Consider the following 18,579-nt stretch of genomic DNA (forward strand, 5'->3'; position numbering starts at 1 on the left):
AAATTCCAATTTAGATCCCAATTTCAATTAAACAAACGTCTTGGTTAGATTGATTGTATCCACTATAGGAAATTTCAGTCGGTGCGTAATAAATTTTTCCGTATTCTAAAGTTTGCTCTTCTTCTCCGACAGTCATCACCAGTTTACCATTGAGAAGAATCCCCATTTTATCACGAACTGATTGGTTGACAGGTAGTTTTCCATCTGGGGGAATTTGAGTAATTTTGAGCTCAAACCACGAACCGGTTCCCCACTGACAATCAAACCCCGTTTCTTCATCTTTAGTAGATACAAGTTTAAAAATTTTATTCTCAAAGTTGTCATTATCGTCTATCTGTTTGTTTCCCTCAGGAATTAGACGCTTGACATCAAAACATCGAACCGTTTCTGAGGTCGTATTAACCGAACCATGGGGAACATTCGCATCCGCCACATAAACATCCTGCAAGGGAGTCAATATTGCTTTTTCCCCATTTATATTCATTTCCAAACCTTGATTAAATACCATACCCATCTGACTTTCCTGATGGTGGTGTAAATCGAAGGTAGCACCTGGACAAATCTCAGCCAGTTGCACAATGGTATCCTGACATTGAAATGCTAATAACTCTACAGATGATTTTACTTTGATCGGTTTACCGATTGGGAAAAATACTGACATATTTTTTTATTTGTTAAGGGAACAGGGAACAGCTTTCATTTTTCTAGCTTTTTAATAATAGAAATAATCATTATACTTTACTCTTTTAATAAGTTAATAATCGATTCTATCTCCTTTGGCTCACATAATCCTACTCTTCTAAAATAAGATGGGTTTCTAATTCATTTATTGACCCTTGAGCTATGTTTAAAAATCTGATATATTCTCCCGTATACCTTCGTCCATATCCCTCAGATATATTGGCAGGTATAGATGCAGCACTTTTTCTAATTTGTTGCACCATCCCATATAGCTCATCTCTAGGAAACAGTCGAGTAAGAAAATAACATTTTTCGGCAATATCCATGCCTTTTTGCCAAATTATTAGGTCTTTAAAGTCTTTGATTTCCACCATTTAACCCCTGTTATATCTCTTAACTGTTCCCTGTTCCCTGTTCCCTGTTCCCTGTTCCCCATTTCACCTATCTATTTATCATACTTAGTCTAGGAGAGCTTTTTTTTAAAAATTGACCAACTCATTTCAATTTTACCATAAGTTTTAATAAACTCTAAGCCGTATTTTTTAGCCGCTTTTTCATTCGTGATTGCCAGTTCTGCTAATCCTTCACTGACCTCTTTTGCCGCTACACTAGTGGAATCTACTAACTTAACTTTAATGGATTTTTGCTGCTCATAATCTGGCAATAGATAAGAGAGCAATGGTAAGGGAGCTGGATGAGTTAAAATCGTACACTTATTTATGTCAAATTGGTTGATTGGCTTCTTAGCTAATCCATAACTAGGTGTTGGATAAATAAAAATGAAGCTCAGTTCAAAACTCGGCTCCATATAAAAGTCATTAATGTTATGGTAAGCATGAGGAACAAGAGCAAGATTGACGTCTTCTGACACCAAAGCCTCTTTTAATTGGCTAAAGTTATCAAATAACTTTGTGGTAATTGAAAGTTCTTCTAATTGTAATTGCTCAACGACATATTCAAGTGCCTCTTCACTACTCGTTCCGGCTGGCCCTAAAGTCCCGACAACTAACGTTTTAGAAGTCGGTAGAGAATAATTAAATTCAATGGCGAACTTCAGCATGATTTGAGTAAGAAAAGCTAAAGGTTAGTTTGTTGTAGCATCCCAGAACATTTGAGAGATGCTAAATCTGAGTTACCTGTGCAAAATGTTGAAATATTCATAAGTTCAAAAGTTTAGGGGGTTTACGGGGTGAAGAAGTCACTGGAATATTCATTTGAACGGCTTCCTGAAACTTCGCTACATCCCACTCAGCAATACTGAAAACCCCCAGTTTTTCAAACAACTGAGATGATACACTATCCTGAGTAATGTAGTTGACTCGAATATCCTCTTGTAACGATTCTGCTAAGAGTTGAATGTTTGCCAGTTGTGCCGCTTTAATCACGTCCGCTTCCGCAGCGTTTGGTGGCATCCGATGACCATAACTGCGAACATGAAAACGAGATTCACGGGGTCCCCCAGGCACGATGGAAAAGGTTTGGACGTGTTCAGGGAAAACGCTCAAGGAAAAGGGCATGGGCATTTCTTCTTGGGCGGCCATTGAGCAAAAGGCAGAATAACACAAGGTTTCTGGTAAAAACTGGTGTTCTGCGGCGAACCGCTGGAGTTCTTTCTCCCGTTCCCAGTCATGTCGTGCTAAGGTCTTGGCACAGTCATAATATTTCCGTTCAACTGGGTTTAACTTGGGCGAAGCGGGGTCTCGCATGGGGATAATCATGCCATTAATCCCTTCACAATCACTCGATACCCCAAACCTTAAGGTCAATCCTTTGTGCATCATCGGGAAGTGGTAATCTTCTAAGAAGTTCTCCCACAGCAGCTTGTAGTCCACTTCCACGGAAATATCATACTGACCCGATCCACCAATGGGTTGCATTTCTTCGAGTTTATAGGGGTCGAGTAAACCAGGTTGATGCCAAATCTCTTTGAGGCTTGGACCTTGTCGCAGCAACCGGATAAAGACAAAGCCATAAAAGACCTCAATATCAATGGGGTCTAGACCATAGTCCCTAGGGCCCTCAAAGTCAGGCCCCTGTTGTCGCCCATCAATATGCTTCAGTTTACCGGCAAACAGATCCCCGTTGGCGGTCCGAATCACATAAGCCCGTTCGCCCACAATATCAAGCCAAGTATATTGATGGGGTTGGGGAATTTCGTTAACGTGGCAGACAAATTGCCAAGTCGGTGCAATTAAATGCTTTATTTCCAAAGCAAACAGATCCCAATCCCCATAAGTCCAAATGGGTAAAGCGATTCTTCTATTTTGCTCGGGTTCATCTGTCGTTGCCTCAGAAGAAGATAACGAGGATCCATCAGCTTCTACTCCAAAAAACAAATCTGAAATCTGAGTGTGTTTGACTTCCTCGAGAATGTCTTCTAGCTTCAAGGATATCGTTTCAGCTTCTACCATCAAAAGTGCTTGTCGGAGTTCCCGCATCACCGACTCTAGCAAGAGGTCGCGATTGGGGTCAGGTTCTGTGTTAAACTCCAAGTTCACAGATGACAAAACGGCTTCAGGAGTCAGACCCTGCCGTTGAGCAATACCAGCAACCACGTGTTTCAGTTGCTCCTTGAGATAGCCAATCTTAATCCAGAGGCGAATGGGTTCAGGCAGGGATGGGATGATTCCCTCGGTATACCCTGGACTGACATCTTGTAAAAGGTTTGCGATCGCTACTCCTATATTTTGTCCATTGACCTGGATATCTGCTGGCGGCATGGTTGTGATGGGTTCGTCTCCATCTCCATTTGCGATTAACCTGGCAAATACCCCTTGGTTGCTATCGATGCGAGTTTCAAATGACCGTAAACTGTAATCTTTTAGGTCAAAATCTTCCCCGAATTCTCCTCGGCTTGCCCCTGGTGCATTCGTGCAGTGTCCATCTTCACTAAAAGCCCAACCATGATAGGGACACAACTCTGATTTACCCCCTTTGATGCAACCGTTTCTTTCAAACACCAGACATTGGCGATGGGGACAAACATTCAAAAACACTTGGATCGAACCATCCCCTTGACGGATTACAACCACAGGTTCTTGAAAAATCTGAACGGTTATAAAATCACCGGGGTTGGGGATTTCTGTCCCATCACAAATAAAGTACCACTGATTTGCCAGTGCTTCGGGTTCTAGTTTAACTGCGCGAACCACTTTAGCCACTAGATAATATTGAACGGTTTCTAGAGTAACCCTTGGACTTTGGTGTTGATTGTATAGTGCTACAGCTTCTGTTAACGGGCGCTGCACCCCCTCAAAGGCTGTCCCATCCGTCAACAAACGGGCAACAAATTGATACCAGCCTTGCTGGGACTGGCGAGCGATGGTGCTACCCTTGGTCACCAGGGTATAAAGCTGTTGTCCAATTTCAACAAATTGCTGACTGACTTCTATTGGATTCTGGTGATTCATCTGGTGTCTTTTAGGATTACACAGCCGGTCTTACAAAGTAGCTTTTGCGTTTTTTTATCTTGCCATTTTCAAAGAAATACAAATCCGCAAATCCTTATTTCAAAGACGCTTGGCTTGACCTTATAGATTCTAATTTTCAAGAATGGGTTCCGGTACAACTGGAACGGGATGATCCAGACGATAAGCTTCCCACGCTTTTCCAAATCGTGATTTCCTCACGTCCGAAAGTTTTTCTAGTTGCTGATGAAATAGGTGTTCGTAATAGTACAAATCTTGCTTTAAATAGTATGGTGCTGTTTCTCCATACACCTTAACAAACATGCGGTATGTGTTGTAGTGTTTAGCCTCTACATCCTCTTTGTATGACATCAAATCGTCTTCAATGTCATTCAGGACTTCCAAGGGCCACATCAAGCTTAACTCTTCGTTTAACTCTTCTTGGCTATAATTTAACCCCAACATTTTCAGTAGGGTACAATGGAGGACGCGATAGTCAGACGAGCGTAACTCAGCGGCCTGGGTAATTAAAGTATGAGTGACATGACTCGTCATCAATAATTGGCTTTCTAATTCAAAGTATTCCCCTAACTTATTCAAGTAGTATTCTACCTTAAAGTGCCGCAGATTATGTTCATCTAACACCGACAAAATTATTTTTTCCTTAGCTTTCCAAGGGGAAGCTTGATTGGAGTTGTAACCGCTTTTTTGAATTCTCTCTACTTCTTCATCAATTTCGTACACCAGAGCTTCAATGAAACTCAGGATGGGCGAAAACTTAAAGAAATCGTTTATGGAGAGATTATACAAGGGAAAATAGTAAAGGACAAACTCCCGCAACACTCGACATGACCTATACATACTTTGATAGGAAATGCAAGATATTTTGGCAGCTTGTTGTTGATTTTGCCGACTTGGATTAAATAAATCAACAACTGATTCTGATGATTGTGTTAAGGATGACACAACTGAGGTTCCTCTCTAATTAGCATTCAGCTTTCAGCATTCAGCTGTCAGCCAAAAAGCTGATAGCTGAGGTGCTGATATCTAATAGATAATGTTGATTTGCAACTCTGGGATGCTCTCCCTAATCATACCTGCAATTCATCATTATTTTAAGTATTGTTCTAGAATTCTAATTCTGAAAGAATTTCATCTAATTCGGCTTGATTCATATTCATTTCTGGAAAATCAGAAGGGGTATAACCATCTGCTTCTGGGGATAGGCAGTGGGTAATTAGTCCATCTAAAGCTGTCATGTAAGCATTGGCGAGATCCTCAATTGTTCTTGTTCGATGAATGTTCTGGCTATAGTTCCATTCCAGCTTTAATCGACCTTCCGCGACTAATCCGTTAACATTCAATAGATGGCTACGTTGCCCAAGAGGACTGTGAAGATCACCGCTATACTCTTGAGTATATTGCCATCCGGCTGCTAACTGAGTGGGGTCAAACTGTCCTAGATAGTTAAAGCTGACTTCTGGAACTCGAAGCGATCGCAATTTTTTGGGCACCTCTCCATCGCAACTGAGATAGCGTAAAATACCATAGCCAATACCCCGCTGTGGAATTTGTCGCAGTTGTTCCTTGATGAACTTGAGAGCTTCTCCAGGATGATCGATTCCGGTGAGATTTAATAAGACCGGAAACAGACTTGTAAACCAGCCAACTGTGCGAGATAAGTTAGTGCTTGTAAACAAATCCTCTCGTCCATGCCCCTCCAGATGCACCCAGAATACTGAACTGCCAGTCCACTGAGCAAAACTCTGTACGAGCGCTGTTAACAGCACATCATTAATTTGAGTATTGTAAGCTGAGGGCACATCCTGTAATAAAGCACGAGTTTGTTCTACGGTTAAGGTACGAGACACGGTGGCACGGGAGGCTACAGTATTTGCACCAGCAACGACTGGATAATCTACTGGCAAGGACACGATGGGTGCTGCAGGACGCAACCAATAGTCCAACTCAGAATAGAGTTGTGAATCTTGGGCATATTCTTGTAAACGAATTGCCCACTCTTTGAAGGAGGTTGTTTTAGGGGGTAGTGCGATCGCTTTTCGGTGTTCTAACTGTTGATAAGCCATCGATAAGTCTTCTAGCAAGATTCGCCAAGATACACCATCCACCGCTAGGTGATGAATCACCACGAGTAAACGTCCAGGGTTATGGTTTCCCAATGGGAACAGCATCACCCGCATTAACACGCCTCGAGACAGATCAATCGCCCGTTGTTCAGCATTGCCATGGTCTGCGATCGCCTTTTGCTGTTCGGTAGCAGAATGATTCGATAAATCAACGACTTGGAAAGGTACCGTTGCATCAATATCACCATGACGCTGCTGCCATTCTCCATCTTGCTGCACATACTGTAGCCGCAAGGCATCATGATGGAGGAATACTTGCTGAACCGCCTGTTGTAAGAATTCGGGTTGAATATCTGCTGGGACTTCCAACAAAACCGCTTGATTGAAGTGATGGGGTTCCGGTGAATCCTGTTCAAAGAACCAATGTTGAATGGGCGTCAGGGGAACCGCCCCAGTCACGACTCCTTGTTCGGCTTGAGTTACAGTTGTGGTGACTGCGACGGCTGCTAGTTCGGCAATGGTTTGATGGGCAAATAGTTGTTTGGGTGTAAGTTTGAGTCTGGCCTGATTAGCCCGTGCGATAATTTGAATGCCAATAATCGAATCTCCGCCTAACTCAAAGAAATTATCATGGATACCCACTTTTTGCAGTCCTAAGACATCCTGCCAAATCTTGGCTAATATTCTTTCATTCTCAGTACATGGTGCGATTGTTTCTGCATGTGATTCAATTTCGGGTACAGGTAAGGCACGACGATCAACTTTGCCATTAGGGGTTAAGGGTAAGGCTTCCATAATGACGAAAGCTGCTGGAAGCATATATTCCGGTAGTCTTTCTTTCAGGAAGCTGCGCAATGCACTGCTAGTCGGTTGTTCTAAGAAAGGAAGTACATAGCCTATGAGACGTTTGTTGCCCGGTTGGTCTTCGCGGAGTATAACTACCGCTTCTCGCACTTGGGGGTGGGTGGCTAAGAGTGCTTCAATTTCTCCGAGTTCAATGCGGAAACCACGCAACTTGACTTGATTGTCGATCCGACCGTTAAATTCGATATTACCCTCAGGCAAGTAACGCACCAAGTCTCCTGTTTTATAGAGACGACCAGTACCAAAAGGGTTATCAATAAATCTAGAAGCTGTTAATTGTGGACGGTTTAGGTAACCGCGAGCTAAACCGTCCCCGCCAATATACAATTCTCCTGGTACTCCAATAGGGACGGGTTCAAGCTGGCGATCGAGGACGTAAATGGTGGTATTAGATATCGGACTGCCGATCGGCAGGTTTGTTGCTCCCAAAGGTACTGACTTTACTAAATACCAGGTCGAGAAGGTAGTACTTTCAGTTGGTCCGTATACATGTAGCAGTCGCTGTGGCGCTCCTTTTTTCAGTACTTCTGCTACCCATGAGGGGTCAACCGCTTCACCTCCGAACAACATAGTGCGCAGATGCTTGAATATATCTGGCACCACACTTACCAACTGATTGAATAGGGCTGTAGTCACAAACAAAATAGTGATTTTTTGCTCGCGCAGCTGTGTTGCTAATTCTTCCGGTGAAAGCATCACTGCTTTAGTAATCCCTACTAGTTGAGCCCCGTGCAGCAAGGCTCCCCAAATTTCAAAGGTAGCAGCATCAAAAGATATATTATTTGCTTGGGCAATACAGTCCGAAGCCTGCAACTCCACGTAGTTGCTCTCAAACACTAAACGACTGATGGCTTGCTGGATTACTGCTACACCTTTAGGCTTTCCTGTAGAACCCGAGGTGTATATCAGATAAGCCAAGGAAGTGGGTTTGACTTGACTTTCAAGGTTGTCGTTAGTGTAAGTGCCGATCACTTGCCAGTCCTTATCTAAGCAAACTATCTGGGTCTGATGTACCGTTCCAGAAAAATCGGGTAATTTGGCTAGCAATCTAGACTGAGTAATCAACAATGGCACCTGGGAATCTGACAATATATAGGCTATCCGGTCTTGAGGATAGTCTGGATCAAGGGGAACGTAAGCACCACCTGCTTTGAGAATACCTAGCAGTCCCACTATCATATCGAGCGATCGCTCGATACAAATCCCGACTAAAGTTTCTGTTGTGACTCCCAAGCTTTCGAGATAATGAGCTAATTGATTTGCCCGCTGGTTTAATTCTTGGTAAGTTAGGGTTTGGGATTCGTAAACAACAGCGATCGCATTAGGGGTTTTCTTGACTTGCGCCTCAAATAACTGGTGAATACATTGGTCGTCTGGATAGGGACGCTTTGTATCGTTCCATTCCACTAATAACTGATGCCGTTCTGCTGCCGTCAATAACGGTAACTCACCAATTCTTTGTTCTGGGTCAGCAACAATTCCCCCTAACAAGGTCTGGAAATGCCCCACCATCCGGGTAATGCGATCGCTGTCAAACAAGTCGCTATTATATTGCCAGAACCCTTGAAGTGAGATGCCCTGGGGTGTTTCAACTTCCCACAGCATCAGAGTAAGGTCAAATTTGGCTCGTAGATTTTCCACTGGGAAGGGGGCAATGGTCAATCCTGGCATTGACAACGGCTTCATCGGGGCGTTTTGGAGGGCAAACATCACCTGAAATAGGGGCGAATGGCTTAAACTCCGTTCAATTTGTAACTCATCTACTAATTGCTCAAACGGCACGTCCTGATTAGCATAAGCTGATAAGGCTACTTGTCGCACTTGAGTCAACAGTTCAGTAAACATGGGATTTGACTCTAGTCGCGTGCGCATCACTAGGGTATTGACAAAGAAACCAATTAATGGTTCTAGTTCCTGGTGATTTCGGTTGGCGATGGGGGTTCCCACCAAAACATCCTCTTGACCACTGTAACGGTAGAGTAATGTTGTCAAAGCCGCCAACAACGTCATAAACAATGTCGCCCCCGACTGTTGGCTGAGGGTTTTCAGTTTTGCCGTTAAGTCTGAGTTGAGTTCAAAGGAAATACTCCGACCCCGGAAGGTTTGTACGGGCGGGCGGGGTCTGTCTGTGGGCAATTCTAACAACGGCGGTGCATCAGCTAACTGTTGTTTCCAGTAATTGAGTTGTTGCTCAAAGCGATCGCCTTTTAACCACTGCCGCTGCCAAATAGTAAAATCAGCATATTGGATGGGTAGCTCTGGCAAGGTCGAGGGGGAGTCCGTTAACAAAGCTGGATAAAGCTTAGACAACTCTTCAATCAACACACCTAGAGACCAACCATCGACAATAATGTGGTGCATTGCCAGCAGCAGGATGTGAGATTGGGAGCCTAACTTTAGCAAAGTTGCCCGCAGTAACGGACTTTGTTCTAAGTCAAAGGCTTGGAGTTGCTCTTCCCGGACTTTCTGTTCGACTATAGCCGATTGTTCAGTAACATTCTGCAAGTCGATCACGGACAGCTTCAACGTTAACGTTGGTGCGATCGCCTGGCGAGGTACGCCATTGACAGTTTTAAACGTGGTTCGCAGGATTTCATGGCGGCGAATAATTTCATTGAGACTTCGTTCAAGTACCGTCACATTCAACTGACCTTCAAGGGTGACAGCTTCAAGCACATTGTAGAACGGACTGTTTGGTTCTAGTTGAACCAAAAACCACAACCGTTGCTGAGGGAAGGATAGAGGAAAGGATGTCTGTCCTGGTATTTTTTGCCGAGGCACGGGTTTAATTGCCGTCTTGACAGAGGCATTTTCTCCCAATAGTTTGGTAAGAGATTCGGGATAATGCTGTTCTAGATAGGCAGTTAGTTTAGCTACCGTTTTCTGCTCAAGCAAAACCACAAAATGAATAATTTCATTCAGTTTATTCTGGAGCTGATTGATTAAAATTGCACCGCGTATTGAGTCTCCACCCAGTTCCAAAAAATCATCTTCAATTCCCACCTGGTTTAGGTTTAGTACTTCAGAAAATAGTTGAGCCACCCATTGTTCCAAGGCAGTCCTGGGCGCAATAAATGGAGTCTCTATCTGTGGACGGTTACGAGAAAAATTAGCTTGAATTTGCTTGATAATCTGTTCGGGATTGTACAGGGTATTAGCAATTTCTTCAAAGGGAATATTGGAGACTAACTTTTGAGGGTTATGATTCTTATTTTTAATCGATTCTGTTTCTACGGGCTTCGACGGAATCTGACTGGGATTAAAGGTGATAGTTGTTGCTACTGCAGTCGGCAATTTAAACCGTATTTTTCCGGCATTTTCCTGCTTAAATGATGCCGCCACACTCTCCAAAAAATCTAGGGCTGGTTGATTTTTGGCAGTGAGTTGATAATTCACTTCCACCCAATTTAATCCCCGTTGTTGGGCAATTTTACCCAATTGGGCTAACATTTGATGTTCGACACCACGACCGAGCACTCGACAACTGAGTAAGAAACTATCAGATGCGATCGCATCTGACTGGCTTTGAAACAGCAGTAACCCCACCAAACCATAATCCCCGAAGCGGTCTTTAACGTGTACTACCCTAGCTTCTAAACCCTTGGCGTTACATAATTGTTGAATCTCTGCTTCTGAGCGTCGGATTGTGGTTAAATTAAATTGATTTGTGCGTTGGGTTAGTTGTGCAACCCTTGGGAGTTGCTGGGGTTTCATGGGAGAAATGTCAACGTCTAACTGGAGTCCAGCTAAAAAATCCTTAAAAGTTAGAGATTTTTCCTGAAAACGCTGCCGTTGAACATTTTGTTGATATGATTTATTCCGTTGCTGATCGGCTTGAGTCACTTGCAGTTGGTCAAAGGCCCAAATATGCTGCAAGAATGAAGGAATGTGGTCATCTTCTGGAGGGAGTTGCAACGTCAAGACTTGCGGACAGTTTGCCCTTACCTCCATACATTCCACGGGGTTATCGTCAATAAAGATAAAGCTATCAAGACCTAAATTGAGTTCGGTAGCTAAGGCTTTGAGGTTTTGAGATTTGGGTTGCCAGTTAATCCGCCAAGAAACGAGGTGATGGCGTTGTAGCGGCATCTGATCATGATGATTGAAAACTGCGAAGACATCTTCTTCATTATTTTTGCTACAAAGACAGATCAGTTTTCCGGCTTGCTGCTGGCTAACAATGAATGACTGCAATGCCTGACGAGATTGATCAATTTCTACCCCGGTCGCCCCATCTTCTCCACAAACCCCTTTCCACAGGGTATGATCACAGTCGAGAACAATCACCTTGTAGGGATTACTAATAATAGCCTGTAGCTTGCGGACAATTCCTGTACCCAGGGCGGCAAAAAAACTCGGGGTATAAGGGATATGACCGTTGCCATCAGGTGCTGCATAATCGGCAACTGGATAGGTTGTGGCTAATTCTGAAGCGGTCAACCAATGTAAGCTGCTGATTCCTTTTAATTCTGAGATTAATTGTTGTTCGAGTCTCCGATAGAAGGAAAGTTCCCCATCGTTGCGGTTAGGGGTTGGACACAGACAAACCAAGTGGGGAGTTGTGGAACGTTCAACAGCAGTTTTCAGGGCTTCTCCCAGTTCCCGGACGTTCTGTTCCATCTGAGTTTCATTTTTGCTCAATGTCCTTGGTGGGGAAGATTGCTGACCTGGACGAGTCGCATAAATATTGTATAAGCCAGACCCTTCTAGCAAGGTTTCTTCTTCAACAACAAATTCAAACCCTTTATCCTTCAGCAATTGAGTCACACAACCGAGGGTATTTCCGCCTTGGTCGTGTACTTCCATCACAATTTGCTGAATTCTCGACCAGTGTTGTGCTTCAATTCCTTCGAGAATGCTTAATTCACTTTTTTCAGCATCCAGTTTCAGTAAATCAATTTGCTCAATATTATAGTCATCAATAATACTAGAAAGGGTGCGTAACTGAGCCTTATAGGTTTGCTGTTCCAGTCTTCCCGCGAGAAATTCATCGGCGACTTGATTAAGTGCTACTTCCTCTAGAGAATTGTATCGCCGCAACATATTTAGAATAATTGCCCTCAGGGCTTTTTCATCTTGGGTTGTATCGGCGTTAAAACTGGAAAATACCGACGAATTAGGATAAAATGTGAAGGTTGCTTCTTGATTTTGATTGCCTAATCCACAGTTTAAAACCGTTGCGTCTTTACAATATATCTTACTATTGGCTTGTAATCTTTCAAAAGCATGAATTGCTGGTTCAAAACTATAAATTTTGGCTTGAGGACATTGATATTGCACAAATAAGGTAAACAATCCGATGTTCGCCCCGATGTCAATCACACAAGCGTCATCATTTAGGTTAATGCCATGTTTTAAATAGGCTTTGTCAATAAAAATTTCTTGATAGAGATACTCAGTTTCGTAGCGATTTAAGTGAGCAATTTCTATGTTATTTGGAAGTCTATGGCAAGGGAATGAATCAAGTATTGCTTCTTTTTCTGAGCCTTCTACGGTCGCTATCAATGTATTTTGATGATTTTGCCAATCCTCTAACCTGAGCAGAATGATATTGATTCCGTCTTGGTTGGTGCTTAAGAGACTACTTGGGTTCAGCAGTTCTTGGAAAACTTGGTTGTATGGAGCAAACTTAATTTGTAGTCGCCAATCTAATTTTTTACTCCAAAAATATAGAGATTGTTCTATGGGTTCGCTCGTAAACGTAGCCGCGATTGCCAACTTCAGATGATGGGACTGCATTATCTTTTTGTCCATACATAAAATTTAGCATATCCAACTTTACACTATATACCTATTTAGCTACAGTAAAACTAAAATTTACAAAACTTTATTTTTAGATTTAACGCAGTATCAGGTGATGAGAGAGTAACTTATTACTGTATCATAGTAAGTAGAGCGCGCCGAATTAATTACCTACTATAATTCTCTGTAACCCTTGAATTAAAAGAGTTTCAGTTTTTGCAAATTTGTAATTAAGTTTGTGTACCTACTTACATTTGAAAAACTGTAAGTAGGTAAGCATTAAGTGGTCAGCGGTCAGCTTAAAATAAACACTGCTTGGTGGGGTTAGCAGTGGTGGCTTGCTACTTAGCTCAATAACAAACTAAACAAACTCAGGAAACAAATTTTTTCCGCGCTACGTGAGTAGTTTCAAAGATTTTTTCCAGACTCGACCAATCTTCCTTTTCAATCACCTCAATTATCTGGTCAAGGCGATCGCGATACCCTACAAGCGTACGCATTATCGACTCCTGATTGTAACGAGCCATCATTACTCGCAGTTCTGGATTACCACCCCCAACACGGCTAGTATCACGAAAACCAGAACTAGCTAACTGTTGGGCTAACCTCAAAACCACTGGGTCAGTCTCCTGCATACAAGCATTAATCAAACTCCCACTCACCATCGCCGGTAGATGAGAAATCCATGCTACCGCTTTGTCATGGTTTTCCGGGGTTGTGATGTAAAGCAATGACTTAAGCGATCGCACAATTTCCTCCACCTTCTCAAGTGCTGGTGGTGGTGTCGTCTCAATCGGGGTAAGTACGTAAGGGTTTCCGACAAATAGATTCGACACCGCAGCTTCCACACCACTGTATTCCCTTCCTGACATCGGATGACCACCTACAAAATTTTCCCACAGGGGAGCAATGTCTCTAACCACTGGCATTTTGACCGAACCAATATCAGTGATTACGGTATCCTTGTTAAGATAGTTAACTAAATCCTTGACAGTAGAGGCGATCGCGGCTATGGGGGTGCAGATAAACACAACCTCTGCTGTGGCTAGGATACTTAATTCAATACTCGCATTATCAACAATGCTGTGATCAAGTGCGAATTGACAGGTTTGTGGTTGACGAGAGACTCCCAAGACCTGGTGACCTTGTGCTCTCAAGTCCAATCCTAGGGAACCACCCATCAATCCCAGTCCTACAATACCAATTTTCATTATCTCTCACCCGGATTCAGCCTATGCCATGATAAATATTAATTTTTGTTAGATTGTAATGAATGTCAGGGAAATTATCCAACAATATGCAGCAGGGGTAAGAGATTTTACAGCTGCGGATCTTACGGAACTTAACCTAAGCGGCGCTACTCTTAGTGGTGCCGACTTGAGTGAAGCTAACCTGAGTATAACTAACTTAAGTGGTGCTAACTTGAGCGGCACAAACCTCAGCCGAGCCAACTTGAACGTTGCTAGACTCAGCGGTGCCAATCTCTCTAAAGCCAAGTTAACACAAGCACAGCTCAATGTAGCAAATTTGATTCGGTCTGATTTAAGAGGTGCCCAACTGATTCAGGCATCACTGATTCGTGCTGAGATGGTTCGTGGTTCCCTAAGTGGAGCAAATCTAACCGCAGCCAACCTCTCTGGTGCTGATTTACGAGAAGCCACCCTCAGACAAGCCAATCTCAGCCGCGCTATCTTCAATGAAGCTAATCTAGCGGGGGCAACCCTTAGTCAAGCAAACTTGAAGGGAGCCCACTTAAATGGAACAAATCTGCACAAAGCCGATTTCAGCGGTAGCAATCTCAAAGGGGTTGAAATCAGACAAGGAAATCTCACCTGTGCCAATTTTAGGGGAGCCGATCTCAGTGGGGCAAATTTACGCTGGGCTGATTTAAGTGGAGCAAACCTCAGTTGGGCTGATCTCAGCAACGCTAAATTAAGTGGAGCTACCTTAGTTGGGGCTGATTTGAGCAATGCTAATTTAGTTAATACCAGTTTAGTACACGCTGATCTTAGTAAGGCAAGGCTGATTAAAGCCAATTGGATTGGAGCAGATTTGACTGGTGCTACCCTGACTGGGGCAAAACTATATGCCGTTTCCCGGTTTGGTCTCAAAACCGAAGGACTGATCTGTGAATGGGTTGACTTGAGTCCTGATGGCGATCAAAGTCAAATTATCCGTCTGTCTTCCGAAGCTGCCAAAACCTTTTTCAACGAGACCCTGCCAACAGTAAAGATTATCGTTGATACCCCGTTAGACCTCAAAGCGAATTTGGCTTTAGCCTCGATTTATAATCAGATAGCCAATGTTTCTGAAGTGCTCAATCAACCACCCAGCATTGAGGTGAGTGTTCGCAGAACAACCATTACCTTTACAAGCAACAACGCTGACTTATTCATTATCGCTTACTTGGCAATTGTCCCCTTCAAAGATGGAGGTCAAACTCATCGCAATATTGTGACCTTATTAAATAGCCTACCCTCACGATCAATATACACTTTAAGTAATCAAGACAAAAAGCAAATAAATAAATTACTTACAAATATTGGCCAAGCTATTGAGCTGCTTAAACCAATTAAAACCCTTAAGTTAGCACCAGAAATAAAATCATCGGCTAACTTTTTTATGGCTCCGACTAAGACAATTATTACTAACTCTAGAGACTACTCATTAAGTATTTATTCTAATCAAGATTTTGGGAAGTATCTGATGAATCAATCAAGCTGGAGCGAGCAATCTGAAGACACTACAACACCATCAAGACCAGTATCAACCCTGCCTCCAGTGAGCCAAATTGTTGCATTTATTAAAGCCTGGGATTATTTGAGCGGTTGATGGTGTAGACAAGACCTAAATCTATTATAGCAATTTCTTATAGCAATTCTCAGCAACGTTTGAGCGACATTGCTTATTCTTTTGCCTTTTGCCTTTTGCCTTTTGCCTTGCTAAAGCCAATTTTAAATGCGTTTTAGCTTATGAGTGCGTTCGCGAAGCGTCGGCTTTGCCGAATCGCTTATCTTGAACTCAAGTTAATTCAAGTTAATTAGGCATTTGCTTTCTCCAAATTCTAATCTGCTGATCCCAACCACCACTAACTAGGGTTTGACTATCCTGGCTCAAAGCAACAGCCACAACATAGCCCGAATGACCATTTAAGGTGCTTTTCAACTGAGCGCTCCTCATATCCCACAACTTAATGGTCTTATCCCAACTACCGCTAATCAGGGTACTTCCATCTCTAGTCATGGTTACTGACCACACCCCATCTGTGTGACCCGTCAAGGTTCTAGTCAGTTTACCAGTGTTAACATTCCACAAGCGAATCGTGCCGTCCCCTCCACCACTGGCTAAGGTTTTCCCATCCAGACTAATCGCTACAGACGATACCGATCGAGAATGTCCCTTGAAGATACGCACTAACTTACCTGTAGCTAAATTCCACAGCCGAATAGTTGTATCTTGAGAACCACTGACTAAGGTTTTGCCATCAGGAGAGATTTCAACAGAATTCACTGAACCTAAGTGTCCGTTAAGGGTATGCAAGAGTTTACCCTTAGGCAGCTGCCAAATCTTAATAGTGTTATCCCAGCTGCCACTAACTAAGGTTTTGCTATCGGCACTAAAGGCTAAAGTCGCCACTGTATCTTGATGTCCAGTCAGGGTAACTAACGGTTTACCGGTGTTAAGATTCCAGATCTTGATCATACGGTCATCACCGCCACTGACTAAGGTTTGACCATCCGGACTAATCACCACAGTATTCACTGCGCCACCGTGACCTCGCCAGGTACGAATTAATTGACCAGTTGACAGATTCCACAGGGAGATAGTGCCATCACTATGACCACTAGCGGCCATCAATCCCTGTACTGATCTCCCTTGAGCAACGGTGCCAATCGCCACAGAACTCACTGAGCCAGTCCCTACTTTAAGGGTATTGGCCAACTTGTAGAAAACTGTTCCGGTCTTGGCAGACGCAGCTGTAGGAGAGACACCGACTTGAGGAGTATGTACAGGAGTTGGCAGTTTCAGCTGAGAGCGCCAGGTTAAATAGGTGTCAATGTCAATGCCAGATGCCACAATTGTGTCAGAATCGCCCACTAATCTGACCATACCATTAATGCCAATTACCCGCCCCTGATGGTCTAATACCGGTCCACCACTCATCCCAATTCTCACCAAATTGGTATAACTCAGAGCATATCCCCTAGGAAGTTTAGAACTAGCATCGGTGAGCAATCCTTCAGTATTAACAAACCGCCGTTGTTGAGAAGCACCTCCAGAACGGGGCCATCCAGCAACATAAACCCTTTGACCTGCACTGATTTGTTGGGAATTCCCTAACCTAGCCACTGGGTAGTTAGAGGTGCTAATCAAAGGTAAGATCGCTAAATCTACCCCTGGCATCCGTCTGATGTAGCGGGAGTCTACAGGATAACGATTGCCATCAGGGGTTTGAATCCTGTAGATGCCAGCTTTTTGTAGCACATGAGCACTAGTCAGGATATAATATATATTTCCTTGGCGTTCAACAATTATCCCACTGCCACCCTGTTTTGGACCATCAATCCGGACAGTAACCTGTTGGGCAATAGTTTTAGCCGCTGGTGTTGATATCACCACTGTGGGAATTGCTGGAATGATGGCGATGCTACCAATTAAAAAAAACCCTGGAACTAAAAGCGCTGGAAGCGATGCAGCGCGGTCTTGGGGAGGCAGCGCGGTCTTGGGGGTTCCCCCCATGAGCGACTGCCGTTGGTTTCCCCCACTCGCTATTGCATCAAGAACTGTTTTAGATAAGATGTTCATCAAGCTTGACCAGAATCAATGGCGACGTTTCCTCTAGTTTTCCCTGTCTTGATGCACCCTATAATCTTTGACTATTATCTTTGAGTAAGTTTCCAAAATGTTTTAGCAAATCGTTTTCCAACAATCAAATAACTTTCCGTTGTCAAGTGAACATGGTCTTGCAAACCCAAGTCATCTGTAGTAATCATCCCAGTAGCTGGTAACTGGACTGTTTCCTGTTGCGCTTTCACGGTTTCCCAGTTCGGGAGCTTTTCTGGATCAGTAGTGGTACCAATTTGAGCAAAAACTACTGGTAACTCAGGTTTCCCTAAGTCTTGACGGAAATCTTTTACTAACCTAACAAATTTATCAGCCCACTGATTAGGGAAGAATCTTCGACTTGGGTAGGCTTGAGGATTAAGGGCATCACTTTCTCCCTGAAAGAATAGTAAACCTTTAATTTCTCCCATTGGTGAAGCTGCATAGGCTCGCTTTAAGCAAGAGCCATACAAAGTATCTTCACTGAGATTTTTTTGCCACTCTTGAATACTAGAACCCCATTTAGCACAGGGAATTAAACCAATAATCAGCTCAGGATCGTATTTGAGTAATTCAGTAGCAAACGCCATCCCTGGACCGACTCCAGCTAACTTATCTTCCGAGACGTGATCAACTTGTCCGGTTGGTGAATCAATAGGTTCCTTGGCTAGATGCCAGCGGTAATTGTTTCCAAAAACAAAAACTCTCGGGTGAGTAACAGCACTGGCTGGTGTTACTTTACCACTTCCTGACATATTCGACTGTCCTGCCAAAATAAACAGGGACATCTTCCCTTGAAAATTGGCAGGAACTGATTTGCTGTGATTATCCTTAATGGTGGAAGTCCTGAGGATACCGTAGCGTCTGAGCAACTGGTCTACTTGAGTAGACTTTTGTAGTATAATACCTAAAAAAGTACCGATAACTATACCGATAACTAGATAGGAAATTATTGACCAAGCTTTCATGATATT

The 18,579-nt window shown here is 43.3% G+C and carries 10 protein-coding genes; 1 reads left to right on the forward strand and 9 read right to left on the reverse strand.

The features are described from left to right. Positions 1-10 precede the first annotated feature (10 nt). The 7 genes from BJP34_RS16205 to BJP34_RS16235 all read right to left on the reverse strand — a co-directional run bounded on the left by BJP34_RS16205 (position 11) and on the right by BJP34_RS16235 (position 13,992). Positions 11-661 (reverse strand): cupin domain-containing protein, encoded by a 651-nt coding sequence (locus BJP34_RS16205; RefSeq protein ID WP_070393233.1) that lies wholly within the window; start codon positions 659-661, stop codon positions 11-13. A gap of 130 nt (positions 662-791) precedes the next feature. Continuing rightward, a complete protein-coding gene (locus tag BJP34_RS16210) occupies positions 792-1,055 on the reverse strand; it encodes a four helix bundle protein (protein WP_229424395.1) in 264 nt (87 codons plus the stop codon). Between the two features lie 89 nt (positions 1,056-1,144). Next, the gene (locus BJP34_RS16215; protein WP_070393234.1) at positions 1,145-1,741 is read right to left on the reverse strand and encodes a bacilysin biosynthesis protein BacA; all 597 of its coding nucleotides are present in this window, start codon (positions 1,739-1,741) and stop codon (positions 1,145-1,147) included. A 97-nt stretch (positions 1,742-1,838) separates the two neighbouring features. Then, positions 1,839-4,091, reverse strand: a complete 2,253-nt coding sequence (locus BJP34_RS16220; RefSeq protein WP_070393235.1) for a Rieske 2Fe-2S domain-containing protein — start codon at positions 4,089-4,091, stop codon at positions 1,839-1,841. Between the two features lie 129 nt (positions 4,092-4,220). Continuing rightward, on the reverse strand, positions 4,221-5,054 hold the full coding sequence (locus BJP34_RS16225; RefSeq protein WP_070393236.1) for a hypothetical protein: 834 nt from the start codon (positions 5,052-5,054) through the stop codon (positions 4,221-4,223). Between the two features lie 161 nt (positions 5,055-5,215). After that, a complete protein-coding gene (locus BJP34_RS16230) occupies positions 5,216-12,778 on the reverse strand; it encodes a non-ribosomal peptide synthetase (protein WP_158517254.1) in 7,563 nt (2,520 codons plus the stop codon). 374 nt (positions 12,779-13,152) lie between these two features. Next, positions 13,153-13,992, reverse strand: a complete 840-nt coding sequence (locus tag BJP34_RS16235) for a prephenate/arogenate dehydrogenase (RefSeq protein ID WP_070393238.1) — start codon at positions 13,990-13,992, stop codon at positions 13,153-13,155. Between the two features lie 58 nt (positions 13,993-14,050). Between BJP34_RS16235 and BJP34_RS16240 the strand changes: the two genes are divergently transcribed. After that, the gene (locus BJP34_RS16240; RefSeq protein ID WP_070393239.1) at positions 14,051-15,613 is read left to right on the forward strand and encodes a pentapeptide repeat-containing protein; all 1,563 of its coding nucleotides are present in this window, start codon (positions 14,051-14,053) and stop codon (positions 15,611-15,613) included. A gap of 204 nt (positions 15,614-15,817) precedes the next feature. On the opposite strand, the gene BJP34_RS16245 is transcribed toward BJP34_RS16240, so the two are convergent. Both BJP34_RS16245 and BJP34_RS16250 read right to left on the reverse strand, forming a co-directional pair. Next, positions 15,818-17,587 (reverse strand): trypsin-like peptidase domain-containing protein, encoded by a 1,770-nt coding sequence (locus BJP34_RS16245; RefSeq protein ID WP_229424396.1) that lies wholly within the window; start codon positions 17,585-17,587, stop codon positions 15,818-15,820. Between the two features lie 74 nt (positions 17,588-17,661). After that, positions 17,662-18,573, reverse strand: a complete 912-nt coding sequence (locus tag BJP34_RS16250) for a sialate O-acetylesterase (RefSeq protein WP_070393240.1) — start codon at positions 18,571-18,573, stop codon at positions 17,662-17,664. Between the last annotated feature and the right edge of the window lie 6 nt (positions 18,574-18,579).

It is taken from the genome of Moorena producens PAL-8-15-08-1 (assembly GCF_001767235.1).
In the GTDB taxonomy this organism is placed as follows: domain Bacteria; phylum Cyanobacteriota; class Cyanobacteriia; order Cyanobacteriales; family Coleofasciculaceae; genus Moorena; species Moorena producens_A.

What these genes read in the sequence shown, in the direction of transcription:
- BJP34_RS16220 (WP_070393235.1), bottom strand. Translation starts at nt 4,091, where the DNA reads ATGAATCACCAGAATCCAATAGAAGTCAGTCAGCAATTTGTTGAAATT.
- BJP34_RS16210 (WP_229424395.1), bottom strand. Translation starts at nt 1,055, where the DNA reads ATGGTGGAAATCAAAGACTTTAAAGACCTAATAATTTGGCAAAAAGGC.
- BJP34_RS16250 (WP_070393240.1), bottom strand. Translation starts at nt 18,573, where the DNA reads ATGAAAGCTTGGTCAATAATTTCCTATCTAGTTATCGGTATAGTTATC.
- BJP34_RS16205 (WP_070393233.1), bottom strand. Translation starts at nt 661, where the DNA reads ATGTCAGTATTTTTCCCAATCGGTAAACCGATCAAAGTAAAATCATCT.
- BJP34_RS16215 (WP_070393234.1), bottom strand. Translation starts at nt 1,741, where the DNA reads ATGCTGAAGTTCGCCATTGAATTTAATTATTCTCTACCGACTTCTAAA.
- BJP34_RS16240 (WP_070393239.1), top strand. Translation starts at nt 14,051, where the DNA reads ATGAATGTCAGGGAAATTATCCAACAATATGCAGCAGGGGTAAGAGAT.
- BJP34_RS16235 (WP_070393238.1), bottom strand. Translation starts at nt 13,992, where the DNA reads ATGAAAATTGGTATTGTAGGACTGGGATTGATGGGTGGTTCCCTAGGA.
- BJP34_RS16245 (WP_229424396.1), bottom strand. Translation starts at nt 17,587, where the DNA reads ATGAACATCTTATCTAAAACAGTTCTTGATGCAATAGCGAGTGGGGGA.
- BJP34_RS16230 (WP_158517254.1), bottom strand. Translation starts at nt 12,778, where the DNA reads ATGCAGTCCCATCATCTGAAGTTGGCAATCGCGGCTACGTTTACGAGC.